The 17279-nt window shown below is 53.6% G+C and carries 19 protein-coding genes; 9 read left to right on the plus strand and 10 right to left on the minus strand.

Annotation, left to right across the window (positions count from 1 at the left end):
• The first annotated feature begins 112 nt into the window (after positions 1-112).
• Both Q8W32_RS09915 and Q8W32_RS09920 read left to right on the plus strand, forming a co-directional pair.
• A complete protein-coding gene (locus Q8W32_RS09915) occupies positions 113-637 on the plus strand; it encodes a Crp/Fnr family transcriptional regulator (protein ID WP_303433131.1) in 525 nt (174 codons plus the stop codon).
• Between the two features lie 219 nt (positions 638-856).
• Positions 857-1894: an NAD(P)-dependent alcohol dehydrogenase gene (locus tag Q8W32_RS09920; RefSeq protein WP_305414756.1), complete on the plus strand. Its 1038-nt coding sequence runs from the start codon at positions 857-859 to the stop codon at positions 1892-1894.
• Between the two features lie 116 nt (positions 1895-2010).
• On the opposite strand, the gene Q8W32_RS09925 is transcribed toward Q8W32_RS09920, so the two are convergent.
• The 3 genes from Q8W32_RS09925 to Q8W32_RS09935 form a co-directional block, all read right to left on the minus strand.
• The gene (locus Q8W32_RS09925) at positions 2011-2439 is read right to left on the minus strand and encodes a hypothetical protein (RefSeq protein WP_305414757.1); all 429 of its coding nucleotides are present in this window, start codon (positions 2437-2439) and stop codon (positions 2011-2013) included.
• Positions 2440-2701: 262 nt separating this feature from the next.
• Positions 2702-4690: a transketolase gene (gene tkt / locus Q8W32_RS09930; protein WP_305414759.1), complete on the minus strand. Its 1989-nt coding sequence runs from the start codon at positions 4688-4690 to the stop codon at positions 2702-2704.
• A 69-nt stretch (positions 4691-4759) separates the two neighbouring features.
• Positions 4760-4921: a hypothetical protein gene (locus Q8W32_RS09935; protein WP_305414760.1), complete on the minus strand. Its 162-nt coding sequence runs from the start codon at positions 4919-4921 to the stop codon at positions 4760-4762.
• Between the two features lie 62 nt (positions 4922-4983).
• Between Q8W32_RS09935 and Q8W32_RS09940 the strand changes: the two genes are divergently transcribed.
• Positions 4984-5532 (plus strand): VF530 family protein, encoded by a 549-nt coding sequence (locus Q8W32_RS09940; RefSeq protein WP_303433126.1) that lies wholly within the window; start codon positions 4984-4986, stop codon positions 5530-5532.
• 61 nt (positions 5533-5593) lie between these two features.
• On the opposite strand, the gene Q8W32_RS09945 is transcribed toward Q8W32_RS09940, so the two are convergent.
• Positions 5594-6283 (minus strand): hypothetical protein, encoded by a 690-nt coding sequence (locus tag Q8W32_RS09945; protein ID WP_305414761.1) that lies wholly within the window; start codon positions 6281-6283, stop codon positions 5594-5596.
• 488 nt (positions 6284-6771) lie between these two features.
• Between Q8W32_RS09945 and Q8W32_RS09950 the strand changes: the two genes are divergently transcribed.
• The 3 genes from Q8W32_RS09950 to Q8W32_RS09960 all read left to right on the plus strand — a co-directional run bounded on the left by Q8W32_RS09950 (position 6772) and on the right by Q8W32_RS09960 (position 9356).
• On the plus strand, positions 6772-7653 hold the full coding sequence (locus Q8W32_RS09950; protein ID WP_305414762.1) for a dienelactone hydrolase family protein: 882 nt from the start codon (positions 6772-6774) through the stop codon (positions 7651-7653).
• A 102-nt stretch (positions 7654-7755) separates the two neighbouring features.
• A complete protein-coding gene (locus Q8W32_RS09955) occupies positions 7756-8814 on the plus strand; it encodes a MalM family protein (RefSeq protein WP_305414764.1) in 1059 nt (352 codons plus the stop codon).
• Positions 8815-8912: 98 nt separating this feature from the next.
• Entirely contained in the window at positions 8913-9356 is a 444-nt protein-coding gene (locus tag Q8W32_RS09960) for a CreA family protein (RefSeq protein WP_370693313.1), read from the plus strand.
• A gap of 72 nt (positions 9357-9428) precedes the next feature.
• On the opposite strand, the gene Q8W32_RS09965 is transcribed toward Q8W32_RS09960, so the two are convergent.
• Positions 9429-10325 carry a LysR family transcriptional regulator gene (locus tag Q8W32_RS09965; protein ID WP_303433121.1) on the minus strand — a complete coding sequence of 299 codons (897 nt, stop codon included), beginning with the start codon at positions 10323-10325 and terminating at the stop codon, positions 9429-9431.
• 113 nt (positions 10326-10438) lie between these two features.
• On the opposite strand from Q8W32_RS09965, the gene Q8W32_RS09970 reads away from it, so the two are divergent.
• Positions 10439-10888, plus strand: coding sequence for a VOC family protein (locus Q8W32_RS09970; RefSeq protein WP_303433120.1), 450 nt, complete (start codon positions 10439-10441; stop codon positions 10886-10888).
• Between the two features lie 50 nt (positions 10889-10938).
• A complete protein-coding gene (locus Q8W32_RS09975; protein WP_303433119.1) occupies positions 10939-11532 on the plus strand; it encodes a glutathione S-transferase family protein in 594 nt (197 codons plus the stop codon).
• 42 nt (positions 11533-11574) lie between these two features.
• Here the strand turns inward: Q8W32_RS09975 and Q8W32_RS09980 are convergent, their stop codons facing one another.
• The 5 genes from Q8W32_RS09980 to Q8W32_RS10000 all read right to left on the minus strand — a co-directional run bounded on the left by Q8W32_RS09980 (position 11575) and on the right by Q8W32_RS10000 (position 16047).
• Entirely contained in the window at positions 11575-11754 is a 180-nt protein-coding gene (locus Q8W32_RS09980; RefSeq protein ID WP_303433118.1) for a hypothetical protein, read from the minus strand.
• 207 nt (positions 11755-11961) lie between these two features.
• A complete protein-coding gene (locus Q8W32_RS09985; protein ID WP_305414769.1) occupies positions 11962-13602 on the minus strand; it encodes a PepSY domain-containing protein in 1641 nt (546 codons plus the stop codon).
• Entirely contained in the window at positions 13599-13892 is a 294-nt protein-coding gene (locus Q8W32_RS09990) for a hypothetical protein (RefSeq protein WP_303433116.1), read from the minus strand. Before Q8W32_RS09990 ends, Q8W32_RS09985 begins: the two co-directional genes overlap by 4 nt.
• Positions 13892-14152 carry a hypothetical protein gene (locus Q8W32_RS09995; protein ID WP_303433115.1) on the minus strand — a complete coding sequence of 87 codons (261 nt, stop codon included), beginning with the start codon at positions 14150-14152 and terminating at the stop codon, positions 13892-13894. The genes Q8W32_RS09990 and Q8W32_RS09995 overlap by 1 nt, the downstream gene beginning before the upstream one ends.
• An 11-nt stretch (positions 14153-14163) precedes the next feature.
• Positions 14164-16047 (minus strand): TonB-dependent siderophore receptor, encoded by a 1884-nt coding sequence (locus tag Q8W32_RS10000; RefSeq protein WP_305414771.1) that lies wholly within the window; start codon positions 16045-16047, stop codon positions 14164-14166.
• Positions 16048-16394: 347 nt separating this feature from the next.
• Here Q8W32_RS10000 and Q8W32_RS10005 point away from each other — a divergent pair, with 347 nt between their 5' ends.
• On the plus strand, positions 16395-17258 hold the full coding sequence (locus Q8W32_RS10005) for a Tim44 domain-containing protein (protein WP_305414772.1): 864 nt from the start codon (positions 16395-16397) through the stop codon (positions 17256-17258).
• Positions 17259-17279: the final 21 nt, after the last annotated feature.

Raw genomic sequence — 17279 nt, forward strand, 5'->3', positions numbered from 1 at the left:
TGGCAGAATCTGCCAGCATATAGGCCATCACCGCCCGGAACATGGTTCTGCTTTCCTTTATATGCTGCTTGGCAGTACCATGGGAATCAGGTTCCAGTCACAAGTGATCGCCATGATTCCTGACTCTGCCAGTCCCCGCTCCTCCACAACTGCCCGACTGAGTCCACAACGTCTGCAGTTACTGCAGAATCGTCCAATTTTTGGCGCTCTCAGTGCGGATGCCATCAATTTTATCGAACAACGCTGTATCCCGAGACAACTCAAGGCACAACAAGTCTTTTTTTACGAAGACGATCCGGCCAGCTCTATTTTCATCCTGGAAACCGGCCGTGCTGAAGTAATGAAACAATGCGGTGACGAGATGCGCCAGCTGCGGCAACTTGGGCCGGGTGACAGTTTTGGTGAAATGGCTGTTGTCGACATGAACCCTCGTGGTGCAACCGTGCGGGCAATTACCGACTGTATCGCCCTTGAGTTACCCACAGCAGCACTCTATGAGCTGTATCAATACGATCTCGAACAGTTCACCCTGATTCAAATGAATATGCTGCGGGAAATCAGCCGCCGCCTGCGCTTCCTTAATGCCAAGTTAGCCGCCACTCACCCGGATATCCTCGAAACCGCTTCAAAATTCTAGCGGTCCGGTTCCCGACCGCGCTTCTTTCTTGCCATCCCCCGCCTGGAATGATCCGGAGATTACCCAAGACAACTTTTGCCGGGCGCCATACGGTCTGTCGGTTTTTGCGATCCCTGTTAACCAATCTCGCCAGCACCCGGCAAAAACTTGCCGTTCTCTGATAGCCCAATGCCGGATTAAGGTCACAATAGCCGTTTCAATATTCGCCAGGAGCAGATCATGATTACAGGTTATGCGGTATTTGAAGCCGGTGGAACATTACGCCCCTATCAGTACGACCCCGGCCCATTAGGCAGCCATCAGGTTGAGATTGCCGTGGAATATTGCGGCCTGTGCCATAGTGATCTGAGCATGATCAATAACGACTGGGGTGTCAGCCAATACCCTTTTATTCCTGGCCATGAAGCGGTTGGCCGCATTGCTGCGGTTGGTGAACTGGTCACACAGTTTACGGTGGGGGATGCCGTTGGCTTGGGCTGGCAATCCGGCTTTTGCCATACCTGCGATTGCTGCATGAACGGTGACCACAACCTGTGTTATTCCGTTGAAGAAACCATTGTTGGCCGCCACGGAGGTTTTGCCGACCGTGTTCGGGCAGCAGCCAGTAGTGTGGTTGCGATCCCGCCCGGTATTCCGCTGCAACAGGCCGGGCCATTGTTTTGTGCCGGTGTAACAACCTTTAACCCCTTGATGCAGCAGCAGTTATCTCCTACTGCCCGAGTTGCTGTGATTGGTATTGGTGGCTTGGGGCATTTGGCGCTGCAGTTTCTTAAAGCCTGGGGCTGTGAGGTCACTGCCTTTACCTCATCACCAGACAAAGCGGAAGAAGCGCGTCGTTTTGGCGCTCATGAAATTATTAACAGCCGCGACAGCAGCGCTCTGAAGGCCGCCCGCAACCACTTCGATCTGATTATTTCGACCGTCAATGTCAAACTCGAATGGCAACGTTATATCGCCACGCTCAAGCCTAAAGGAAAGCTGGTTTTGTTGGGGGTGTTGCTGGAGCCACTGGATATCAGCCTGATTGGCCAACGGGCGGTGATGGCATCGGAAGTGGGCAGTCCGGGCACCATCAAGACCATGCTTGATTTTGCCGCCCGCCACGGCATCGTACCGCAAACAGAAGTGATGCCAATGAGTGCCATCAATCAGGCACTCAGCCATCTGGAGGCTGGTAAACCACGTTACCGTATTGTGTTGCAACAGGACGTTGTCCAACCCGATGTGATATCCAGGCTGGATTCAGCTTCCGCATAATGCCGGGCCAATCCTGGCGGCGAATATTGAGAGGCTCTGCCGTTCATCTGGCAGGGCTTTTGACAGGGCTTTTATTGTCGCTGGCCGTTGGCCAGGATAACAGGCGAGATCAGGGCTCAGAAAAAGCGCCCCAGAAAACCTTGTTTATGCTGCAAGCGTAACTTCAACTTGCCTTCCGCATGCTGGACCAGGGTCTCAAATTGATTGGCTATAAATTCACTTTTACCGGAGCTGTGAATAACACGGTCTTCCAGTTTGGCGAAGGTGGTGCTCCACAAATGCTTGGGACTCCAGTCCTCAGGGACATTACCAACCGGTATGACCATACCAGCGTCACGCAGGAAAAATTCCACGGACAGACTGATTCTGGGTTTAAAAGAAGCTACATGAGTACTGACACTGCTAACGGATTTCCATTCCCCGGTAGGGAACACAGTCAGCTGGGTGTTTTTGTGCGTCGCACCACGAATACTGAATTTTTCAAACTGAAACGTGTGGCTTCCTTGTCTGGCCTGAGCCGGTGAGCGGACTGTCGATTCTTCCATTACGCATCCTTACAGCTTACGGGGCTTACAATACGGAGTGCCTATAAAGCGGCGAGGTAGCCAGTAAGTGTTACCGGTCCTGAGAGGGGAAACGCGGCAACACTTACTGACAGATTACATATTACATTGTAGAAATTTCGGAATAAAGTCTGATGCTTATAACACCATTGATGCAAATCAGCAGCCAAGTACCCATCATTTAACGCCAAGCCTGATGGTCAGGGACCTGCTCCTGCAAGTATCCCGCAGATCCCGCCGTTTTTCAGCCAACCGTCGCGATGGAATTAACCACTTTGTCTACGGTAAAGCCAAAGTGAGCCATCAAATCAGCGGCCGGAGCGGATTCGCCAAACGTATCCATCCCGACAATAGCACCCTGCAACCCAACAAATTTGTACCAGTAATCCTTGTGCAACGCCTCAACAGCTACTCGTGCTGTTACTGCAGCAGGCAATACGGACTCTATATAACCAGCTTCTTGTTTACAGAATATTTCAGCGCACGGCATGGAAACCACACGAACGGCTTTATCGGTCACTTGCTCTGCTGCCGCCATCGCCAAACCAACTTCTGAACCGGTGGCAATTACAATCACATCCGGAGTGCCATCACAGTCTTTCAGAATGTAACCACCCCGTGCCACATTGGCGAGTTGGTCTTCAGTACGTGCTTGATGAGGCAACCCCTGACGTGAAAAGATCAGCGCCGATGGGCCGTCAACCCGCTCTACTGCCGACTTCCAGGCAACCGCGCTTTCCACGGTATCGCATGGACGCCATGTTTCCAGGTTTGGCGTATTACGCAGGCTGGCAACCTGCTCGACCGGTTGGTGAGTCGGGCCATCTTCACCCAGACCAATGGAGTCATGGGTATACACAAAAATAGCACGCTGCTTCATCAGTGATGCCATGCGCACCGCATTACGGGCGTATTCCATAAACATCAAAAAGGTCGCACCGTAAGGGATAAAGCCCTTGTGTAATGCCACGCCATTCATCATGGCACTCATGCCGAATTCACGGACACCGTAAAACAGGTAGTTACCGCTGGCATCCTCAGCACTGATACCAGTGGCGCCCGACCACAGGGTCAGGTTGGAACCCGCCAGATCCGCCGAACCACCCAGGAATTCTGGCAGCAAGGGGCCAAAGGTATTCAACGTATTCTGGGAAGCCTTACGGGATGCGATCGTTGCACCATTGGCCTGACATTCGGCGATGTAGGCTGTGGCCTGCTCGCTGAAATCCGCAGGCAAGTCGCCTTTCATACGGCGTTCAAACTCAGCTGCCAATTCCGGATAGGCAGCCGCATAGGCAGCAAATGTTTCCTTCCAGGATTGTTCGACCGCGGCACCTTTTTCTTTGGCATCCCAGCCGGTATAGATATGAGCCGGAATATCAAATGGGCCATGTTCCCAGCCCAGGCGAGCACGGGTTAACGCGATTTCGTCATCGCCCAATGGAGCGCCGTGGCAATCTTCCTTGCCTTCCTTGTTGGGTGAGCCAAAACCGATAATGGTCTTGCAGCAAATCAGCGTCGGTTGCTCAGTGTTGGCACGAGCTGTCTCGATAGCCATACGAATTTCTTCCGCATCGTGACCATCCACATGACGTATCACTTGCCAGCCATAGGCTTCAAAACGAGCGGCGGTATCATCGGTAAACCAGCCTTCGACTTCCCCATCAATGGAAATGCCGTTGTCATCGTAGAAGGCAACCAGCTTGCCCAACCCCAGAGTGCCGGCCAGTGAACACACTTCGTGAGAGATGCCTTCCATCATGCAGCCGTCACCCATAAAGACATAGGTGTTATGGTCAACAATCTCATGCCCTGGACGGTTGAACTGGGCAGCCAGCACTTTTTCGGCTACGGCCATACCGACACCGTTGGCAATCCCCTGACCTAAAGGTCCGGTGGTGGTTTCAATGCCAGGGGCATAACCATATTCCGGATGACCCGGTGTTTTGCTGTGCAGCTGACGGAAATTTTTCAGGTCGTCGATCGACAGGTCGTACCCGGTCAGATGCAGCAAGGAATAAATCAACATGGAGCCGTGACCATTGGAAAGGATAAAACGGTCGCGGTCAGCCCATTCGGGGTTGCCCGGGTTATGTTTCAGGTAGTCGTTCCATAACACCTCAGCGATATCAGCCATGCCCATTGGCGCACCGGGGTGGCCACTTTTGGCCTTTTGGACTGCGTCCATACTTAATGCGCGGATGGCGTTAGCCAGTTCTGTACGAGAGGTCATGTTACGACTCCTGGTTTGTGTCAAGGTTAGCCAGCACAGGATAGCAGACGGGTCGTCGGGCGATAGGAATCACTCTCCTGACAATTGCTCTGGCGTGTAAAGGCGCGCATTGTCGCGCAGAGCTACAGCAAGGGCAATGCTGATCCTTCTATCCCGTGTGCGCTGACCTTTATTTACAGAATAAAAAGCCGTGGCACCGCTCGGATGTCCCGTTTGATTCAAGTATTTCATTCGTGTGTTTTCCTGACAGCAACAGGTACAATCACGGCCTTCACTTTTTTTGCGGATGGTTCATGAGCGACGATATCAATTACAAGAACAACCCATTACATGGCGTGGGATTAAAACAGATGCTGGTTGAGCTGGTCGGCCATTATGGTTTTGATATTCTGTTTGCGTACTTGAACATCAACTGTTTCAAAACCAACCCCAGCATCGACGCCAGTGTGAAGTTTTTGAAAAAAACCACCTGGGCTCGTGAGAAGGTGGAAGTCTTTTACTTGTATCAGTTCAAGAATCTGCCCAAAGCGTCGTCCACCCAGTTTGCCCTGCCCCCCCGAGACCGGATTATTCCAGCCCACCAGCAACCTGGTGAACCGGCGATTCTGAGTCTGGAAGATGCGGAACGGTTACGGGAAAAACGAGCAAAACAGGCGGCGGAACACGGTAAAAAACCACGTTCGGACAACAAACGTACCAGCAACCACGCCCGTTCAAGCAGCTATCGACACAGCACGTCGACATCGGCTGAACCGCCGGCTTCTTCAGCTCAACCTTCCAGTGGTTCTGACAGTAACAGCAAGCCGGATCCTTGGGCCAAGGCACGCAACAAGTTCGAATAGGCCTGATGTCTGTACCTTCTGTTTCGAGCTGTTCTGGTTCCTGCGCAATCAACCGATCAGATCAACAAAGGTCTGCGGTTAGCTGGTGCGGTAGCAGGCGATAGAGCTTGGTATCGGTGGTTACAATATCCGCCAACGCCGCGACCTGACACCGCTCGGCATCGATAACTTCTATATCGAAGGTTGCCTGATACAACCCCAGCAATTCCTGGTCGATATCAAACAGCTGTTCGTGCTCATCCGGGTCTTCTACCGTCAGTAAATACACCGGACATTGCCCGGCTGGCAGAATGTCGTGCATGTGCTGTACATAAAGTGGACGAATCGCCGGATTTAATGCTGTCAGCGAAGCCCGGTCAAGCACCAGATCAATCACTCCTAACTGCGCCATGGTCAGCTGGAAAAAATCGCCACTGAGTATGGTGATATGTTCACTGCGCCAAACAATAAAATCGCCCTCACGACTGCGGTGATAATCGATCCGGTTCTCGACAAAAAAAGCCTTGGCAGCAATCTGGCTGAGTTCAACTCCGATCACCTCATATCCCTGCTGTGCCAGCCAGAGCAGATCCAGACTTTTGCCACACAAGGGCACAAAAACCCGGCATCTCCCCGCCGTTGTCTGCTCAGGAAAGTGCCGCACCAACAAATTGCTGGTTATTTTCTGATGAAACTCGATCTGGTCGTTACGCCACATCGCCAGCCAGGCCTGGTTATCCTGCCCGGTACTGGCGGTTTTACGTTTACTCATAAGTGATCCGGTGAGACAGATGGCACACGCGAATCAAAACCGGCACAGAGTGTGGCAGTTCAGGCTTGTGGTGCCTCACCCTAGCACATCAATGATTACTGTTTTGCCCAACTCCAATATCCACACAAAAATAATGGTTTTAACCAGCGCAATCCGAACATTGTGCAGTCATTCTGTTTTATGCCTCTCATACCGCACAATCGACCAACGATCATTACATCGTCATCGTGTCTGGCTTTTACCCACAAATCTTGTATTTTGTGGTCAACCCTTGGGGACATCTATTTAATCCGGTGCTCACTCTGGGCTACCGGATGGTTGCGAATCACGAAGCCGACTTGCAGGCCTGACGGGTCAAGTCAAACGTCGGCGACACCGAGTCGAGATCATCCTGCAGCCCCCGAAGGGCGAATGTTGCCGCCGTGCAGGATTAAATAGATGCCCCCCTTGTCTTGTAACGACCACCACAGCCCGCACAGGATATTCCAATGAGTAACGATCCAATCGATCCACAGGTTTACGATTTATACGATGAGTATTGCCACTCCGACATGAGTCGCCGCAGCTTCCTTTCCCGTGCTGCCGCCCTCACACTGGCCGCTGGCTCCGGACTGATAATGGCGCAGTCGTTGCTCCCCCGCTACGCCGAAGCCGAAACCATTTCCTTTACCGACGACCGTATCAAGGCCAACTATGTGCACTACGATTCCCCTGGTGGTACGTCGGGCAAAATGCGGGGGTATCTGGTGCAGCCCAGCGGCGACGGCCCATTCCCCGCGGTAGTGGTTATTCATGAAAACCGGGGGCTGAACCCTTATATCGAAGACGTGGCCCGACGTCTGGCGGTAGCCGGTTTCCTCGCCCTGGCTCCGGATGGTCTATCACCGGTTGGCGGTTATCCCGGAAATGATGACGACGGCAAGCAGCTACAAGCCAGCCTGGATCAGGGCAAACTGTTTACCGATATGCTTAACAGTGCGTATTTTGTCAAACGTCACGCTCTCTCCACTGGCAAGCTGGGAACCACCGGTTTCTGTTATGGCGGCGGCGTGGTGAATCAGCTGGCGGTGACCATGGGGGGTGACCTGAACGCAGCCGCGCCTTTTTACGGCCGCCCGGCCAATAGCCAGGATGTCCCGGCCATTCAAGCGCCGCTGGTGATTCATTTTGCCGAAGATGACCCGCGTATCAATGCCATGAGCGCGGACTATAAAGCCGCATTAACGGCCAATAACAAAGACTTTGCCATGTACCAATATCAAGGTACCCGACATGGTTTCCATAACGACTCCACCCCACGTTTTAATCAGCAACAGGCCGATCTCGCCTGGGAACGCACTCTGGATTTATTCCAGCAACAGCTGACCTGAGGCATATTCCACAGCTCAGCCAGGTTGATTCCACTGGCTCCGGGATAACGCTCTGCGCTACAGTCGCGAGCGTTATCGATTATTGGCAGATCAGGAGCCTGAATGACGTATGCGTTTTCTTTCTGTACCTTGTTACTGAGCCTGCTGTTCAGCCATACGGTACTGGCGGCTCCCGCTCCCCTGACACCCACACCGCCGCAGGCCTCTCCTCTGGACTGGCTGGCCAGCTTGCCGACACTGCATTACCACCGGCTCGAATATGGCTTTCAGGATGAGTTGATTCCGACCACCGAGCCACTCTTGTTGGGCCAGCATCAGGTACTCGCCACCGGGCTGGAGCTGCCACACTACGATCACCCGATCCGTATCGACCTGCACTCATTAATCGACGAATACACTGTCTTTTATCCCTCTGTTCTGGTGCTCGATGCGCAGTTTAACGCCGTAAGTATCTACAACAGTCCAGTGCTGGCCAATCCGACCCGGACTCGCACAGAGGCGGTGTATCTCCCTTTGGAAATCGCCCCGGGCGACCGTTATCTGGTGGTATTTACCGAGGCTGACTGGTTGGGACGGCTACTATTGATCCAAGAAGACAGCCGGCTGCTGGCGGTGGGTGAGCCCTACCGGCCACAATATCACCACCTTTACCGGGATCGTTATTTCACCACCGACAGTCCACTGTTGGATCTGGCGATTCCAGCCCGTACCGATACCGCCCCCAACTACTTGCATCACGGCTGGGAAGCCGGTCTGGGAATGGATTCAAACCACCAGGGCAACAGCCCCGGCCTGCTGCTCTATGGTGGCTACGCCATGCCTGTCAACCCGCGTATTGAAACCAGAGCCAGGCTTGGTATGCGTTATGCCAGTGGTCATAACCGTCATCGGGGGCTGATGATGCAATTTGATAGCAGTTACCAGCTACCCGACTGGTCAGCCGGTGTCGGCCTGCAGCTCGACATTGCCCATCACCACCAGAGCAGGGATGATAGCCGCCCGATACGCAGCAACACACTCAGCCCACGACTGTTTATTGAATACAAGGCCAGTCGGGCCATACGGTTCGAGTTGGCGTATCGATCCATCGCGGCTCAAACCGGCTGGGAAGTTCAGAACCGCGACGCCATCGGGGTAGCAATGACATACCATTATTATTAAATGCGTGTGTTTGAACCCGATGGATCACTATATTTTGTATTGGAGTGCCAACCATGACCACGTTTCTACGTACCACCCTGCTGGGCCTGATTCCCTTGATGTCTGCCATGACCCAGGCCGAAGTTGTCGGAGAAGTTGATACCGTCTTCAAATTGATCGGCAAGAACCACAAGATTGTGATCGAAGCCTTTGATGACCCCAAAGTCTCCGGCGTCACTTGCCATTTGAGCCGCGCCCAGACCGGTGGCATCAGCGGCACATTGGGACTGGCAGAAGATACCTCCGACGCCTCTATCGCTTGCCGCCAGATTGGTCCAATCCGTTTTCTCGATGATCTGGAAGACGGCGACAAGGTGTTCACCAAGCGTACCTCGCTGTTGTTCAAGAGCATGCAGGTGGTACGGTTTTTTGACCAGAAACGCAGCACACTGATCTACCTGGTCTACTCCGACAAAATGGTCGATGGCTCACCCAAAAACAGTATTTCGACGGTGCCGATCCAGGAATGGCACGCTCCGGCCACCACCGGTTATAAAGACTGATAGCACAACGAGTCAGGACGCCTCGGTGCAGGCGTCATAAACCCGACACCGGGGTTATACCGGGGCTATGTATCAAGATGGATCCTGTAAACGCTGGCGCAAGCGCGGCACCATCCAGTCAAGACATTGCCGTACCCGGGGCGACACCAGACGATTGTGCGGGTAGACAAACTGCACCGGAAAAGGAGCCGGAGCATATGGCTCCAGCAGCGACAATAGCTGCCCATTCTGGATCGCCCCCTGTGCCTGATACGACATTACCCGAGCCACACCCAGACCATCCACCGCAGCAGCCAGCACCACATCCACCTGATTGCTGGTCAGGACCGGGGTAACAGCCTGGATAACCAGCTTCTCATGATCAATAAAACGCCATTGATTGCCCTGCGGCGCAAACAGAATCCCGGGCCAATTGGCCAGGTCAGTCGGGTGCTGTGGTTGGCCCAGCCGCTGAATCAATGTCGGGCTGGCGCAAATGCGTGTGTGAGTAATACCCAGCGGCAATGCAATCAGCGAGGAGTCCGCCAGATGGCCGATGCGCAAGGCCAGATCAAACCCTTCTTCAATCACATCCACCATCCGGTCCAGCAGGACCAGCTCTGCCGCCATACCCGGATGTTCCACCAGCCACTGGTTCAGCAATGGCGCCAGATGCAAACGCCCGAACATCACCGGAGCCGTAATCTGGATTGAGCCGGTGAGCGTGGTTTTACGTACATCCAAACGAAACTCGGCGGCTTCAACATCTGCCAGAATCCGGCGGCAATATTGCAAATATTCACGCCCTTCATCGGTCAGGGCAATGCGGCGGGTGCTGCGATTTAACAACCGTACTCCCAGATATTTTTCCAGCTCCGCCAGCGCCCGGACAATCGCCGCAGGAGAGCGGTTCATGGTATTGGCAGCGGCGGTCAGGCTGCCGTTATCCACAATCGCCACAAAAGTCGCCATCGCTCTGAATTTATCCATGCTTGTCCCACTTGTGCAAAAAACGTAATAAACCTATCAGGATAATCCTATTTATTGCGATTATCGAAGAGTGTTTACTGAACAGCATCCACGTCATAAGACAGGTCGACACCTTGATAAATGCCCGCAACCCGCAACCCGTTCTGCAATACGACCACGTCGGCATACGAGTGAGTGACAAGCAGCGTTCCGTGCATTTTTATGAACGACTGGGGTTTCGGCAAACCGCCCTGTTCGACCACCATGAAGCCAATGAGATGGAGTCCCCCAGCGGCGTCAGAATCAACCTGATTTTTAACGCCACCCGACTGCATCATGGTCGCAATCCACTGCTGGATGAACCGGTGAAATTACCCGGCATCACCCACCCAGCGTTTGTGATCGAAGATATTTATGCCCTGCAAGACTGGCTCAAGGCGGAAGGCATCGCCATTACCGAAGGCATCCATCGCATTGGCCCACGGCGAATTACGCTGTTTATCCGGGACCCGGATGGCAATGTGCTTGAATTTAACCAATTGCTGCCGGCAGTGCCTGACAGCGACTCCGATGCCGTACTGTAACGGCATCACAGCCCCAAGACCCCAACAACAAATACAATAAGGAATACCTCATGCAACTTTATGATCTGGAACCATCCGGTAACTGCTACAAGGTGCGGCTGTTTGCGGCACTGATCGATCTGCCACTGGAATTGATCGCCGTTGATTTTCTCGATGGAGCCCACAAGCGTGCCCCTGTAACGGATCTGAACCCTTGGGGAGAACTGCCGGTATTAGTCGATGGTGATGTCACGCTGCGTGATTCCCAGGCCATTCTGGTGTACCTGGCCCGGGAATATGGCGGTCATCAATGGTGGCCAGACGGTGCGGCCCAACAAGGTGAGGTAATGCAATGGCTGTCTACGGCAGCCAACGAAATCCAGCATGGCCCCAACTCCGCGCGACTGGTCGACAAGTTTGGTTATGCTTTGAACAAGCAACAGACTCTGGACACCAGCAACCGTATTCTGGCTTTGCTGGAGCAGCACCTGACAACCCATGACTGGCTGGCATTACAACGTCCAACCATTGCTGAATGTGCGGTTTTCCCATACGTTGCCATTGCCTGGGAAGGCGGCATTGATCTGTCGGGCTACCCGCACATCAACCAATGGATGGCCCGTATCAAGGCGTTGCCCAAATTTATTCCGATGCCGGGTATCTAAATCCAGACCCTGCCCATGGCGGGCAAGGGTTTGATGGTGTATTCAACAACGGTGATGAGGGCCACAGCACTGATCACCGTAATAGTTGTCACTGTAGTTACACCCCTGGCGCGACGGGCGGTCAACCTTAGGGGAAGTGGTGGTTGGCGATGTTGCCGTTACAGCTGTCAGATTGGCTTCGGGCTGGGCCACCACGGAGATATAACGCAAGATACTGTTCATAACGAATCCTCTGTTTGTCTATCAACACAGTCAGATTAATCGCTATTTTCTATCACTAACAATGGCATATATCTCTTGCTTTAATAGCCTTCGACAATCAATAAATTACTATCAATTTCCACCAACTATTAACACATCACCAACTATCGCCATCACCAACTATCAATCTTCATTGGCTATCCATCCCCACTGGCGATTCATTTCACTTCAGCTGGTGACCGCATCAGCCAGCGCCGCGCCGACCGGCACAGCCCGTCGACGTAATCGCCAGTCCAGCAGCAGAATCAACCCTGTACTCAGCAATGCCACCAGATCCACAGCCAGGCTTGCCCCGGTCACTGCCGCAATATCCAGATCCCCCGACAACACCAGTAACATGCTGCAAGCCGGAATCAGCAAAACACTCACCGCCGTGGCCTGCAGCAACTCGCTACCGGCCCGTTCACTGCCCCGTACACAGGCCCATAACAACCAGACCAGCCAGGTCAGGTAATACCCCCATAACAGCAGGATATTCGAAGGATTGCCTTCACTGTTTTCAACCAGCATCCCCTCCGACAGCTTGCTCACCGCCATGGCTACCGCAACCCCGGCGATACTGCCAAGACAAACGCCGGTCGTGGCATTGGCCATCCAGCGTACCGAGCGTGGCTGCTCTGCCATGGCTAATGCCGCCTTGCCGGATTTTTTGCGCCGACTCTGAATCCACAGCACATTGCCGCTGTAGAAAATAAACGCACCACTGAGACCAAGCGCAAAATACAGCCACTTCACTCCGGTGCCTCCAAAGCTGCCAAAATGCATACCAAAGAAGCTGCTCACCAGCATACTCCAGTCATCCTGTTGCCCAGGCAAAACACTGGTGTTGATCACCTCCAGGGTATAAGGATCAAGAATGACATAGCCTTCCCGTGCGCCACGGGTCAGGTAGCTGTCATGAGTAACCGCAACCCGGGCAATCGCTCGCGACGAATCCAGATTCATCAGCTCGACTGCCTTGACTTCAAACCCCGGAGCTTGCTGCTGCACTTGCTCCAGTAGCTGACTGATCGCTGGCAGCTCGGTGACCGACTGCTCCGTCGCCTCCACCCGTACACCAAACATGGATTTGTCACCGTACACTACCTCTTGCAAGGCATCGTAAAGCTCGTCATGGAAGGCAAACACCACCACCGTCACCGCAATCATCAGATGAAAGGGCAGGCTGGTAATACCAATCAGGTTATGGCTGTCCAGCCAGAAACGCTTGCGGCTCTTTTCCGGCCGCACAATCAAAAAATCCCGTATCAGTGTGGGCAATACCAATACGATGCCCGACACCAGCGCCAGGCAGTACAGCAACGATGCCACGCCCATCAGATACAGGCCAATCCAGCCATGGCCCCACTGTCCCGGTATCCCGGCAGTACGATGTAACAGATCAATCAATTCCCCCAGCTGACCAGGGGTCTGCTGCTGGACCTGCAATTGCCCGTCGTTATCCAGACTCGCTTGCCAGCGTGCCGCCGACAGATTCAAATCGCGGCTCCGCCCCCCTCCTTGCCAGAACAGCGGTGCATTGCCTTGTGGGTGCTCCCCCAGCTGCAGCGTCATCCCCCGGTGGGCTGCCGGATACTGCGCCAGCACCTGATCCACCAGCGAGTCCAGCTCAACCGGAGAGAGCTGTGATGTCGGCTGCAGCTTGTCACTGGCCGCCTCCGACCACTGCTGGATTGGCTCTTCGAACATGGTAAGTGCACCGGCAAAAAAGCAGATAAACAGCAAGATGCCAGAGCTGATACCAACCCAGGTATGCAGGGTCTTGTACATTTTCAGAATGTCGCCCCGCACCTTGAATCCGTTTTTCATGCCATACCTCCGGTGCGAACAAAATACAGTGCCGTATGACTGATCAGCGCCAGGCTCCCCAATACCAGCCAGGCCCGGACACCATTACGAAACAAATACACGGTTGCCAGCAAGGGTACCCAGACCAGCACGATCAACCACATGTTGAATTGCACCTTGTTAGTGGCATCAATCCCTCCCGGCCCCCACCAGGCAAACAGACCACTGATGCCCAGTGCCAACAAAAATCCGGCGATGATGCCGCTGAGGCTTTTTGACCACCAGTCATAACGAAAATCCCGTGCTGCCATCAGTCGGCCCTCCACCACAGTAAAAACAGCGCCGGGAGTAACCCCAGCGCAAGCATGACCACCACCAGCCAGGCCAGGACTGCAGTCAGTGGCGGCACGGACAGCAGCCACCCCAGTAACGGCACTCCTTGTGCTGCCAGCACCAACGGCCGATATCTGGCCGGTAGCGGCCGTGCCAGCCAGCGCTGGTTAGGCAAACTCAGGTACAACAAAGCCACCGCCAGCGTCGTCAGGCCAATAAGCAAGGTGATTGTGGTCATAAGAACATCCATCAGAAGTAGTAAGTGCCGCCAAAGTAATAGTTACGGCCCAGCTCGACAGTGGAAATATTGTCATCCATATCCGTCAGATTGATATCACCGATATTGTTGACGCCAAATTTGAGCTGTACCGCTTCACTCATATCCATCAGGAAACCCAGATCCGTGCGGTAATACGACAGCTTACGCACATTGGTCTGGGAGTCGGCCCAGTAGGAATAGGTCATACCCCCTACATAATTGACATTAAGACTGGCGCTGAGGGCATCCGTCGCCTGCATTTTGATACCGAGATTCGATTGATGCTCAGGACGATACTCAATCACGGCGTCGTCTTCGTCCTTGACGATCAGTCGGGTGTAATTACCGGTAACCACCAAACTATCGGTCAGGTCCAGATCACCGCTTACTTCATAACCTTTCGACGTGACCTTGCTCAGGTTGACCCAGACCGGGGAGTACACACCATCCTCATCGGCTTCGCCCAGTTCCCGTTCGATCTTGTCTTTGACCTCGGTATCAAACACATCCGCACTCAGACTCCAATAAGGCTGGCGTACTTCCACCCCCAGCTCTTTGGTGATACTGGTCTCTGGTTCCAGATCCGGATTGCCGGGAATGTAGCAGCTGCCACCACAACTGATTTCGTTGTATTCCGGGCTTAACTTACGGCCATCCGGGGCTTTGAACGCCTTGCCAACGCCCCCTTTTAATGTCACGGCATCATTCAGTTGGTAAACCAGATAGCTTTTCGGAGAAAAGTGACCACCAAAGATTTCGTGATGATCCCAGCGGCCGCCCAGCGTCAGGGTCAGCTGATCCGTCAGCGCCAGTTCATCCTGCACAAACACACCAGCCTGATCGATGCTGTATTTGCCGGTTTCCACATAGTTGACCGGGTCTTCCAGTTCCTGATGGCGGAAATCGAACCCGGCTACCAGGTCGTTCATTCCCAGAGAGGTATGGCCATAGGCCTTGGCGTACAGGTTGGTTTCCTTGGTGTGATGCTGGGGAATGTCATAACTGGTGTTGTAGTCGTCAACATCGCTGTGCTCATATTTGATATAAGCGGTGGTTGAAGCATTGCTCCATTGACCCGTATGAGTCAGTGCCAGGTCATAACGATTGATGGTCTGATCGCGGTACGAGCTGGTGCCGTACAGCTGATAGGGACGATCATCATGGTTATAACCAAGGTCAATATCGATGCTTTGCTGTTCATCCAGATCCACGGTCAGCGTTGACGTCAGATTGCTGGCCGTTTTTTCTTCCTGCTCCGGTACGTCATCAGCATCATTGGCGTACCAGGCATCGCGGCTGTACTGGTCCGCCGATACGGACAGGCTGACCTTGTCATTCAGAGACCCCATAACCGTCCCGCCCAAACGGTAACGGCCGCCATCTTCACCAGAGTCGACCACGGTGTATTCACCACTGACACTGCCGCGCCACTCGCCAGCGGACTTTTTGGTGATGATATTAATCACCCCACCAATGGCATCAGAACCATACAAGGCCGCCATCGGCCCACGGATCACTTCAATGCGTTCAATCGAGGACACAGGAATTGAGTTGAAATCAACATCACTGCCTTTGGCAAATGCACCGCCGGATGACACCCGCTTGCCATTGATCAGGATCATGGTGTAATCGCTGTCCAAACCACGGATCTGGATATCATCCCGACCATTACTGTCCGTCAGATTATTCAACCCTGCATTGGCTCGCAGCAAGTCACCCAAACTATCAACCGGAGCCGATTCAATTTCTTCAGCACTCAAAACGGTTGTAAAAGCCGGTGCGGTTTCGATTGGCCGTGCACTCATCGTGGCCGTAACCACCATGGACTCGAGTTCGATGTTCGATGAATCATCAGCCATCGCAGTAGCAGACAAGCAAGAACCAAGGGTCAGACAAGCAGGCGTTAGCCAACTGTGGGCTCCTTGAGAAAAGACAGAACGAGAACGGAACTTGGGCATATATTTCTACTCTTAGTGGGTGGTTAGACGTCGACGTCCTTATCAAACACAAATGATATTACCTATCATTTGTATTGTCTTCTGGTAAATACACCCACTGACAGCACCTTACAATTCTCTGCACTAGCGTTCACCCAGTGCTTCCTCCCGGCACAACCTCTCCGTGGCTGCTCCGGCCTGTCTGATATTTCCGACCTCTGAAGCCGGCCAATTCTGTTACAGTGGCGGCCGCTCTGACAAAGATGACATTCACAGAGGTTATTATGAAGTTCTTCTGGTCCCTGTTTGCGACAGCCTTTCTATTAATGGCCCTGATGCAATCCGCCGAGGCAGCCCCCAAAATAGACAGTGACAGCTTTACCCATCACACCTTCACAGCCGCGGTTCCAGCCAAGTCGGCACTCCTGGCCAGCCAGACAGATGCCGCTACAGGACCGTGGACCCAAACAAGTACAAGCAGCTTGATAAAAGACCTGTTGAATGGCTTGTTCAGTGGCAGCCTGTTTGCTTTTCTGTTTGCCAACGGCGCTTTTGATGGCATCCAATGGATCGATATCCTGTGGCTGGTATTAACCGGACTGGTCTTGTTGAAACTGTTTCGCAGACAACCTGCACACCCTCCTGGTGCAGACCAACACCACGGCACCTTCCTGTCCTCGGTCGCCGATACCATTGGCTCTCAGCATCACCCGCGCCAGGATCTCAGCGTGATAATGAACCAAACCATCAACAACGAACCTCCGATCAACCTGCCTCAGGACTTTGACCGCACAGCCTTTGTCCAGCGGGCGCTGGATCACTATCGACTGGTACAACAGGCCTGGAATGATGGTGACATGCGCACCCTCAGGGAATACGTCGTTGCCGAGCTGTACACCTTGCTGGCCCGTCAACGGGCTACCATGGCGGCAGCGCCACCCCAGACGGAAGTCCTCGATCTTGCCGCTGATATAGTACTGGCACGCCAGGTTGGTTCCGTACGCAAGATCAGCTTGCTGTTTCGTGGCCATAGCCGGGATCATGGCGACCACAGCGAAGACCGTATTCGCGATACCTGGCACCTGGAACGGGATATGTCGATTGACGATGCCCCCTGGCTGATCACCGGGATTGAAGCCAGCGAATAATCGCCATACCGCAGCCACCGC

Origin of the sequence: Oceanobacter sp. 3_MG-2023, assembly GCF_030688925.1 — a bacterium.
GTDB lineage: Bacteria > Pseudomonadota > Gammaproteobacteria > Pseudomonadales > Oceanobacteraceae > Oceanobacter.

Excerpts from the sequence above, each read along its gene's own strand:
- Q8W32_RS09915 (WP_303433131.1), top strand. The coding sequence starts at position 113 with ATGATTCCTGACTCTGCCAGTCCCCGCTCCTCCACAACTGCCCGACTG.
- Q8W32_RS09920 (WP_305414756.1), top strand. The coding sequence starts at position 857 with ATGATTACAGGTTATGCGGTATTTGAAGCCGGTGGAACATTACGCCCC.
- Q8W32_RS09925 (WP_305414757.1), bottom strand. The coding sequence starts at position 2,439 with ATGGAAGAATCGACAGTCCGCTCACCGGCTCAGGCCAGACAAGGAAGC.
- tkt (WP_305414759.1), bottom strand. The coding sequence starts at position 4,690 with ATGACCTCTCGTACAGAACTGGCTAACGCCATCCGCGCATTAAGTATG.
- Q8W32_RS09935 (WP_305414760.1), bottom strand. The coding sequence starts at position 4,921 with ATGAAATACTTGAATCAAACGGGACATCCGAGCGGTGCCACGGCTTTT.
- Q8W32_RS09940 (WP_303433126.1), top strand. The coding sequence starts at position 4,984 with ATGAGCGACGATATCAATTACAAGAACAACCCATTACATGGCGTGGGA.
- Q8W32_RS09945 (WP_305414761.1), bottom strand. The coding sequence starts at position 6,283 with ATGAGTAAACGTAAAACCGCCAGTACCGGGCAGGATAACCAGGCCTGG.
- Q8W32_RS09950 (WP_305414762.1), top strand. The coding sequence starts at position 6,772 with ATGAGTAACGATCCAATCGATCCACAGGTTTACGATTTATACGATGAG.
- Q8W32_RS09955 (WP_305414764.1), top strand. The coding sequence starts at position 7,756 with ATGACGTATGCGTTTTCTTTCTGTACCTTGTTACTGAGCCTGCTGTTC.
- Q8W32_RS09960 (WP_370693313.1), top strand. The coding sequence starts at position 8,913 with ATGTCTGCCATGACCCAGGCCGAAGTTGTCGGAGAAGTTGATACCGTC.
- Q8W32_RS09965 (WP_303433121.1), bottom strand. The coding sequence starts at position 10,325 with ATGGATAAATTCAGAGCGATGGCGACTTTTGTGGCGATTGTGGATAAC.
- Q8W32_RS09975 (WP_303433119.1), top strand. The coding sequence starts at position 10,939 with ATGCAACTTTATGATCTGGAACCATCCGGTAACTGCTACAAGGTGCGG.
- Q8W32_RS09980 (WP_303433118.1), bottom strand. The coding sequence starts at position 11,754 with ATGAACAGTATCTTGCGTTATATCTCCGTGGTGGCCCAGCCCGAAGCC.
- Q8W32_RS09985 (WP_305414769.1), bottom strand. The coding sequence starts at position 13,602 with ATGAAAAACGGATTCAAGGTGCGGGGCGACATTCTGAAAATGTACAAG.
- Q8W32_RS09990 (WP_303433116.1), bottom strand. The coding sequence starts at position 13,892 with ATGGCAGCACGGGATTTTCGTTATGACTGGTGGTCAAAAAGCCTCAGC.
- Q8W32_RS09995 (WP_303433115.1), bottom strand. The coding sequence starts at position 14,152 with ATGACCACAATCACCTTGCTTATTGGCCTGACGACGCTGGCGGTGGCT.
- Q8W32_RS10005 (WP_305414772.1), top strand. The coding sequence starts at position 16,395 with ATGAAGTTCTTCTGGTCCCTGTTTGCGACAGCCTTTCTATTAATGGCC.